7 protein-coding genes are annotated in these 7,543 nt (G+C 54.2%); all 7 read right to left on the minus strand.

The window, feature by feature from the left end; all coding sequences use genetic code 11:
* Positions 1-285: 285 nt before the first annotated feature.
* Positions 286-1,077 carry an energy-coupling factor ABC transporter ATP-binding protein gene (locus Q0K62_RS00565; protein ID WP_297316028.1) on the minus strand — a complete coding sequence of 264 codons (792 nt, stop codon included), beginning with the start codon at positions 1,075-1,077 and terminating at the stop codon, positions 286-288.
* Between the two features lies 1 nt (position 1,078).
* The gene (locus tag Q0K62_RS00570) at positions 1,079-1,924 is read right to left on the minus strand and encodes an ABC transporter ATP-binding protein (RefSeq protein ID WP_297316029.1); all 846 of its coding nucleotides are present in this window, start codon (positions 1,922-1,924) and stop codon (positions 1,079-1,081) included.
* The gene (locus tag Q0K62_RS00575; protein WP_297316030.1) at positions 1,925-2,662 is read right to left on the minus strand and encodes an energy-coupling factor transporter transmembrane component T; all 738 of its coding nucleotides are present in this window, start codon (positions 2,660-2,662) and stop codon (positions 1,925-1,927) included.
* Positions 2,659-3,336, minus strand: a complete 678-nt coding sequence (locus Q0K62_RS00580; protein WP_297316031.1) for an ECF transporter S component — start codon at positions 3,334-3,336, stop codon at positions 2,659-2,661. Before Q0K62_RS00580 ends, Q0K62_RS00575 begins: the two co-directional genes overlap by 4 nt.
* A 105-nt stretch (positions 3,337-3,441) precedes the next feature.
* Positions 3,442-4,848 (minus strand): MFS transporter, encoded by a 1,407-nt coding sequence (locus Q0K62_RS00585; protein WP_297316032.1) that lies wholly within the window; start codon positions 4,846-4,848, stop codon positions 3,442-3,444.
* Positions 4,849-4,865: 17 nt separating this feature from the next.
* The gene (locus tag Q0K62_RS00590) at positions 4,866-5,810 is read right to left on the minus strand and encodes a nucleoside hydrolase (protein WP_297316033.1); all 945 of its coding nucleotides are present in this window, start codon (positions 5,808-5,810) and stop codon (positions 4,866-4,868) included.
* Positions 5,811-6,243: 433 nt separating this feature from the next.
* Positions 6,244-7,353: a LacI family DNA-binding transcriptional regulator gene (locus Q0K62_RS00595; protein ID WP_297316034.1), complete on the minus strand. Its 1,110-nt coding sequence runs from the start codon at positions 7,351-7,353 to the stop codon at positions 6,244-6,246.
* Positions 7,354-7,543: the final 190 nt, after the last annotated feature.

A 7,543-nucleotide genomic window follows, 5' to 3' on the forward strand; every position in this document is an offset into this window, starting at 1 on the left:
AACCCTGAACAGATCCAGGTGCCCTCGGCATCGCAGACAATCAGGACCACGACCGGGGCCCGGAACTCGTCCCGCCGTGAGCCAGCCGTATCGGGAACGGAAAGTACGGAGCGGATGATACGCGGCACCAGATCACGGACAGGGTTCAGTCCGGAACCGGTCGGTCCATCCAGCACAGCACGGATTCGAGCATGATTTTTTCTTCAGACCTTCCGGCACTCAAGCTTCAGACAGCCCGGAAAAGAATGGCAACGACTCCCGACAATTCTCTTTCCACCGGGAAAATCACATGGCTCTGAGAAGCTCCTCATCGGTCAGGACCCCCCGAATCCCATAGGAACGGGCAAGCTGAGCGATGTAGGGGCGCTTCAGATGCGCCTCTTCCAAGACCTCGTCGTTTTCAAAGATCTCTGCAATCGGAGCGTCCATCAGCACGTGCTTCTTGGCCATGACAATTCCCCTGGAAAATTCCTTGGTTACGAATTCCATATCGTGGGTAATGGTGATGACCGTCTTGCCACTGGCCATTACTCCTTGAATGATATCCGCAAGCAGACGGGTCGAGGGCGCATCCTGCCCTGCCGTGGGTTCGTCAAGGATCAGAACTTTGGGATCCATGACCAGAGCAGATGCGATGGTGACAAACTTCCGCCGAGAGAAAGGAAGGTCATACGGGTGCGTTTCCATCTCATCTTCAAGTCCGCACAAACGCGCCGCGGCAGCAACCTTGGCCTTGACCGCACTCTTCTCGACCTTCTTCTTCACCAAGCCGTAAGCGATTTCCTTCCCGATGGTGTCTTGGAAGATCTGATCGTCGGGATTCTGGAAGACATAACCGACCTTGGCCGCCACCTGTGAAGTCCTCTGCTGCTTCGTTGTTACGCCATCGACCAGCACCTGGCCCCTGCTGGGCTTCAGCAGACCGTTCATCAGCTTGACGACTGTGGTCTTGCCCGCACCGTTCTGGCCGATGATGGCTACAGCCTCACCCATCTCGAACCGCATGGAGACATGGTGCAAGGCCTCAAAACCGTTGGAATACGAGAAGTCAACATCGCACAATTCCAGATATGCCACTTCAGTTTCCTCTCCCTGTCTTGAACTCCACCGCTTCCTGAACCGTCAGGGGGATGGGATCGCACAGTCCAAGCTTGGTATTCCTGTCGATGAAGAACCGGGCGACCTGGGGCAGCTGACCACCATGGTCCATAACCTTGGGGTCCGTAAGCACATCGCGGATTGGTCCGCCCATCGCAACCCTGCCCTCTTCCAGGAGGAGGGCGTAATCACAGTATTCAGCTACCAGGTCGATCTTATGCTCGACCAGAACGATGGTCTTCCCCTGATTCTTCAGAAGCTTGATGATATTGAAGATGTCTTCAGTGCTTTGAGGATCGAGCTGTGATGTGGGCTCGTCCAGGATGACAATCTGTGGGTCGGTGACCAGTACGGCAGCAATGGCAACCCGCTGACGCTGGCCTCCGGACAGCTCCAGAGGATTCTGATCGGCCATCTCCTGCAAATCCAGGAGCTCGATCATGGCATCGACACGTCTGCCGATGTCCTCACGGGGAAGACCCAGATTTTCGAGTGCGTACCCTATCTCCTCACGGACATTGTCCTTGACACCAGACATCTGCGTGAAGGGGTTCTGGAAGGAGTAGCCAACGATTTGGGTCAGCTCGGCATCATCATACTCACTGACCGGCTTGTCATTTACCATCACCGAACCTGTAAGGGTCCCTTTATAGAACTGGGGGATGAATCCTCGGATGATGTTGCAGACTGTGGTCTTGCCGGAACCATTACCACCAATTAGGGCATATACTTCACCCTGCCCGATATGGAATGATATGTCATCAAGGGCATCCCCCGTGCCAAGGGGGTACCGATACGTGACATGCTCCAACGAAATCGCAACCATTTAGAAAATCCTCCATACCAAGAAGGCGATGAACAGGATAAGGCAGAGCACTTGTATGCCCCAATCAATCGCATGCTTGTCGAGCCGGTAGAGTGATGTCTTCTTTGCAGAGGAAAGGAAGGCCCGTGACTGCAATGCCAGGGCGTGCTCTTCGGTCTGTTGAATCAGAGAGAAAATCAGGGGACCCAGCATGGGCACAAAAGTCTTTAGCCTGATCCAGACACCGCCCTCGGTTTCAATGCCGCGCGACTTTTGGGCATCCATGATGGTCTTGGCCTGATTCATGACCTGAGGAACCATCTGGATGGTCGACATGACTACGAAGGTCGCCTTCTTGGGCCAGTTGGCCCGCTCCATGGCATAGACCATGTCCTTGGGCGTCGTCACCTGGAAATACCACATGATGGCCGAGGCGCTGGCCACTATTTTCGAGGTGATACCCAGGCTCTTCTCCAGACCGTTTTGGGAGAGGTAGATGAACCCCCAGATGGGCTGGCTATCCGGGTAACGGACGATGAAAACCTGCACCAGGAAAATCACCACCACAATCATGGCAATGGAAGAGATGAAAGCCTTGAAGAATTTCATCCCGGTCCCGCTGCAGAAACTCAGGAAAAGGAAAAACGGGAACATGGCATATTGCAGCCAGTGCCCTGGGGTGAATATGCTCACGATAATCGCCAAGAGGACGAAACAGAACTTAGAGGAGGGATACAACCTGCCGATGGCACTGTTCATGATGCAATCCTGCTCTTCCTGACGTAAGGCATACCGTAATTGAACTTGACCAGAAACCTGTCGGGCAGTTTCCGCAGTATAATCCAGCTCACAGCAACGTCAACGGCCGTCGAGGCTATTGACGTGAAAATACTCGTCGAGAAGACCGACTTGATCAGGCTTGTTCCTGCCACCAGGAAGGCGGCTGTGATCAGATCGCTTCCGGCACCGGTAACACCGCCGAAAACGACCAGAGTCACCAGGGCCTTGACGATGGCCGCGAAGACACTGATCACCACGCAAGCAGCAACAGCACCGACGATGTTGGTGTACCACTTCCACCTGGAGAGTATCCCCGCCACAAACCCGGTGGCCATCGCTACCAAAGCATAGGGGAAGGCGACGGGGTTGAGCATGCCATTGATCACATTCCCCATCAGTCCGGTGACCATCCCCACCCATGGTCCTCCAATCATAGAGACAAAGAGTGTACCGATCTGGTCAATGAAAATCGGAAACTTGAGGATGGATGACAGCTGGTAACCGACCACATTGACTGAAACGCCCACCGGGATGAGCAACAAGGCCAGCAGTGAAAAATCGTATCGCAAGCCACGTTTCATTATGGGTCCTTTCTGTTCTGGACAATTCGACCTTGAACTCATCGAGCAGTGAACCACTTCCCTTTCAGGCATGGCAGACAGTACATGAGCCCTGCCGTCTCCTATGCCGAAGCAAGGTTCCCACCACTCGGGATGAAAGGCGGAAACCTTGCAAGACAGCTCTATCCGTAAGAGCGACTAGGCCACCTGCTTATCTTCCTCCACGTCCCTGAAGACGAAGTAGTAGGACACCATACCGACGATGATGACCAGGGCGAAGATGAAACAGATATTGGAGTAGAGGAAGGAATTCTTCGAACTCCCCATGATCGGGATGATCTTTCTGGCCAGGCTGGTGCCCGACATGAGCACACCGGCGACTGCGATCATGGCCGTATTGATGAGACGGTTCAGCAGGTTGTTAACTGCCATGCAGCGGCCGACCACATCATTGGGCAACGAATTCGGCAGAATCGAATTATAAGCCGGGTAGATGACCGTGTATCCGACACCGAAAAGAACCAGAGCAATCCACATGAAGATGATGTTCCCACCCAGGAAGAAGCCGAACACCAGCTGCGAGAGGAGGATGATGATGCATCCCAGCTGGAATCCCTTCTTGGAGCCGATCTTGTTGGTGATGAATCCCGAAGACATACCCGACAAGAATGCGCAGATGTTGGCAGGCAGATACATCATGCCGACCGTGGCGCTACTCACGTCATAATTTGCTTTGATCAGGAAGGGGAAAACGAAGAAGAAGGACATCTGAACGCCGTAGACGATCGCACCCACCAGGGATCCGGTGACAAGCTTGGGAATCTTGAAGAGGGTGATATCGATAATCGGGTTCTTGACCAGCCTGGAGCAGATGGCGTAGATGACGACCGAGGCGACGGCCGCCCCCCACCAGAGCCAAGTGTTCTTATTGATGGCCAGGAGAATCAGTGCAAAGGCAACAGAGAAGATGACCACGGATACCACGTTGATCCGTTCCGCCGGCTGCTTGCCGGTCTCCTTGGCCTTGTCGGGCAGATACTTACGCACTGCGGGAAGAGCAATCAACACAATGACCGGGACGATCATGGTCATCTGCCAGGAGAGGTACTTGCTGACCACGCCACCAAAGACGGCGCCCAAGGCCGCCGAGAGCTGGTACATTGCCGTGTTGAAGCCCAGATACTTGGCCTGCTTATCGGCTGAAAGGTACTTCCTTACGAATACGACGAAGCAGCCCGGGATAACGGCGGCGCCGGCAACCTGGACGGACCTGGCGGCGATAATCAGCCAGAAGTTGAACTGCAAGGCCACCATCAGGATTGAACCAATGCCGAACATGGTCGTACCGATGGTAAAGAGCTTACGTGGCGACACGTCGTCGGAGAGGGTGGAGTAAATGGCTCCACCCACACCAAAGACCAGTGAGGCGATGGTGGTAAGCCAGCCGACCTGAGCGGGTGAAAGGGCGAAGGTCTTGGCGATATCGGGAGAGACAATCCCGAACATCTTATCGCTGAAGACCTGCATGAAGCAGATAAAGATCATGAAGGGCATCGCTTTGAGAATCAGCGACTCCTCGTTCAGTTCAGTGGTTTTCTCTGTCATTCTCTCTGTCTTCTTTCTTACTGCAAGGCAGCGTTGAGGTGGCTATAGAAATCGGCCATGAACCGGTCAGCATCAACCGAGAGCGCAACCTTGGTCGTCGGCTTTTCGGCGATTTTGTCCAAGTTCTCCACCGTGTCCCCATCGGCCTCTCCGGAAGTGACGACGGTGATGTTCATGGGGATGGTCTTGACCAGATCCGGATACATGGCTACACCAACTGCGAGCGGATCATGGAGGGCGCAACCGGCGAGATAGGGGTGGTGAACCCTGTATGCCTCCAGATAGAAGGCGACTGCCTTACTGAGGATCTCGGCGCTGGGGCTGTCATACCCCTGCCAGACTTTCAGCTCCTTGCCAGTCAAGAGAGTCTTCCTGGTCACATCCAGGCCGACCATGGTGATCTCCACATCAGACTCGAAGCAGATCTTCGCCGCTTCAGGATCGACCATGACGTTGGCCTCAGAGTACAGATTGCAATTCCCTGGTGTGATGGCCGCTCCAGCCATGCTCACCATTGTGAATTGCGGTTCCGTCCCCTCCGGCAGACGCATAATGACCTTGGCCATATCGGTCATGGGTCCGGTGGTAATGATCTGCAGGTCAGCACCATACTTGTTGATGCTGTCGATAATGAATTCAACGGATTCCTCGGGCTTGGCGTCGCCACTGAGATCGGGGAGGTTCTGGTTGCCCAGTCCGTCCATGCCATGGAAGGTTCCGGAATACTCTCTGTCCCGTTCCAGAGGCTTTTCGGACCCCATGTAAACGGGGATCTGGTCGCCTTTGCCGAGACTGGCGACGATGTGCTTGGTGTTGGAAAAGGTCTGGGGAACGGTGGCCATGCCATAGGAAGCACAGATACCAATCAGGTTCAGATCTTCATGGGAGAGCGCGTAGCACAAGGCCAAAGCGTCATCCACACCTGTGTCGACACACAGAATCGTTTTTTTACTACTCGTCATTGATTATCCTCAACTTCCACTTTCCAGGTCATGCTCACCGTGCATATCTATGAACCGACGAAGATACGCCATGACCAAACCACTCTGATAGATAAACCCGAAGGCCCCCTACATACCGGATATTTCGCATAATTGTGTCGGCGTCGTCACTCCTCTCGCGGTTCCAAGAACCGAAGTCATCATCTGACATATCGTCACTACAGTGTGCTGTAACGTTAAATCAGGTAACAGTTATAAGATAAATCGTTAAAGCAGACTATGTCAAAACGGCGTGTCACCACTAATGGCCTGAGGAGAGCCCGAAACCGGATACCGCCAGAGTCTGGTATCGTCTGTACCGGAGTTACCCGGCCCGGACGCTCGAATCATGAAGCCTCAAAGTCTGTATGCCGGTATCGGTCCTTGGAATTGGGCACCTGGAATTACGGTCATGTCAGTGATGGACCTGATGCAGAGAGCCCCTGGGGATGAAGACCGTCGGTATCCTGACCATCCGACGATCCTCCACACGGTCCCCTCGAAGCGTTGCAGATCCCGACTCGGATCCGGAATTATCCTTTTGAGCGTCACCCGTTGCATTTGCTGCTGAGTCCCTACCGGCATCGCCTCCAGTATCGCCGATCAAGTCGAGCACTTCCTCGACACCACGGCGCCCCATCTCATCGGCCTGCTGGGATATGACCGAAATGCTGGGGGTCATAAGCCGGAAAGCGGCAATATCATCAAAGGAGACCACGGAAATGTCGCTGCCGATGAGCAGGTTTCTCTCCTGCAGGATACCGACCATGCTGATGGCATCAGGCGAGTATCCGAACACGATGGCCGTCACACCCTGCCGAAGGAGATAATCGAGCCCCCGGGAATGCGATTCGTAATCGTTTGCGCAATCCACCACGGGAAAGGCGTCTGCATCAGGCAATCCAGACACCAGTGTCTTGAAGACGGTTTCGCGCTCCTGCAGGGTCGAGGAGCAGAGGGACGTATGAGAAACAAAGCCGATACGCCGATGTCCCAAGGAGATCAGAGCATCCAGAGCCTGTTGAATACCCTGGATGGGGTCAGACACTATGTAAGGAATGGAAGGAGTGCCTGGCACGCGACGGTCGACAAAAACCAAGGGGAGTTTCCGCTTCACCATAGCGGTCATACCAGGAGAGTCGACCCCTTTCGGCACCACGATGGCCCCATCGATGCGCTGTCCAAGAATGTTGTGCAGGAAAGAATCCTGTCTGGCCAGGTCTTCACCGAAAGAACCGATCAGAGTGGCGTACCCGCGGCCATACAGTTCCTCCTCCATCGAAGCGACCATATCGGCGAAGTATGAGTTGCGCAGGTCGGGTACCAGAAGTCCGATGGCCTTGGCCTGGCCTGAACGTATGGCCCTCGCCCTGGAATCCGGGATATAACCCATTTTCTCAACAATACCGAGCACGGATTCTCTGGTCTTGGGGGAAAAACGACCCTTACCATGCAGAATCTGGGAGACTGTGGTGGCTGATACACCCGCCCGCTCGGCCACCTCGCGGATGGTCACATATGACATTCCATCACCTTTCCTGTCTTAGCTAAGAATAGCGAATGGAAAGTCAAGACAGTCAAAACTCATAACCTTATGATGCGGACTCATCAGATAAAACGGCAGAAAGCAAAAACTCCACAGCCGTGAAGACTGTAGAGTTTTCAGCCTGTGCCCCCACGGGGGCTCGAACCCCGGACACGCTGATTAAGAGTCA

Origin of the sequence: uncultured Bifidobacterium sp. (assembly GCF_945269915.1) — a bacterium.
Classification (GTDB): domain Bacteria; phylum Actinomycetota; class Actinomycetes; order Actinomycetales; family Bifidobacteriaceae; genus Bombiscardovia; species Bombiscardovia indica.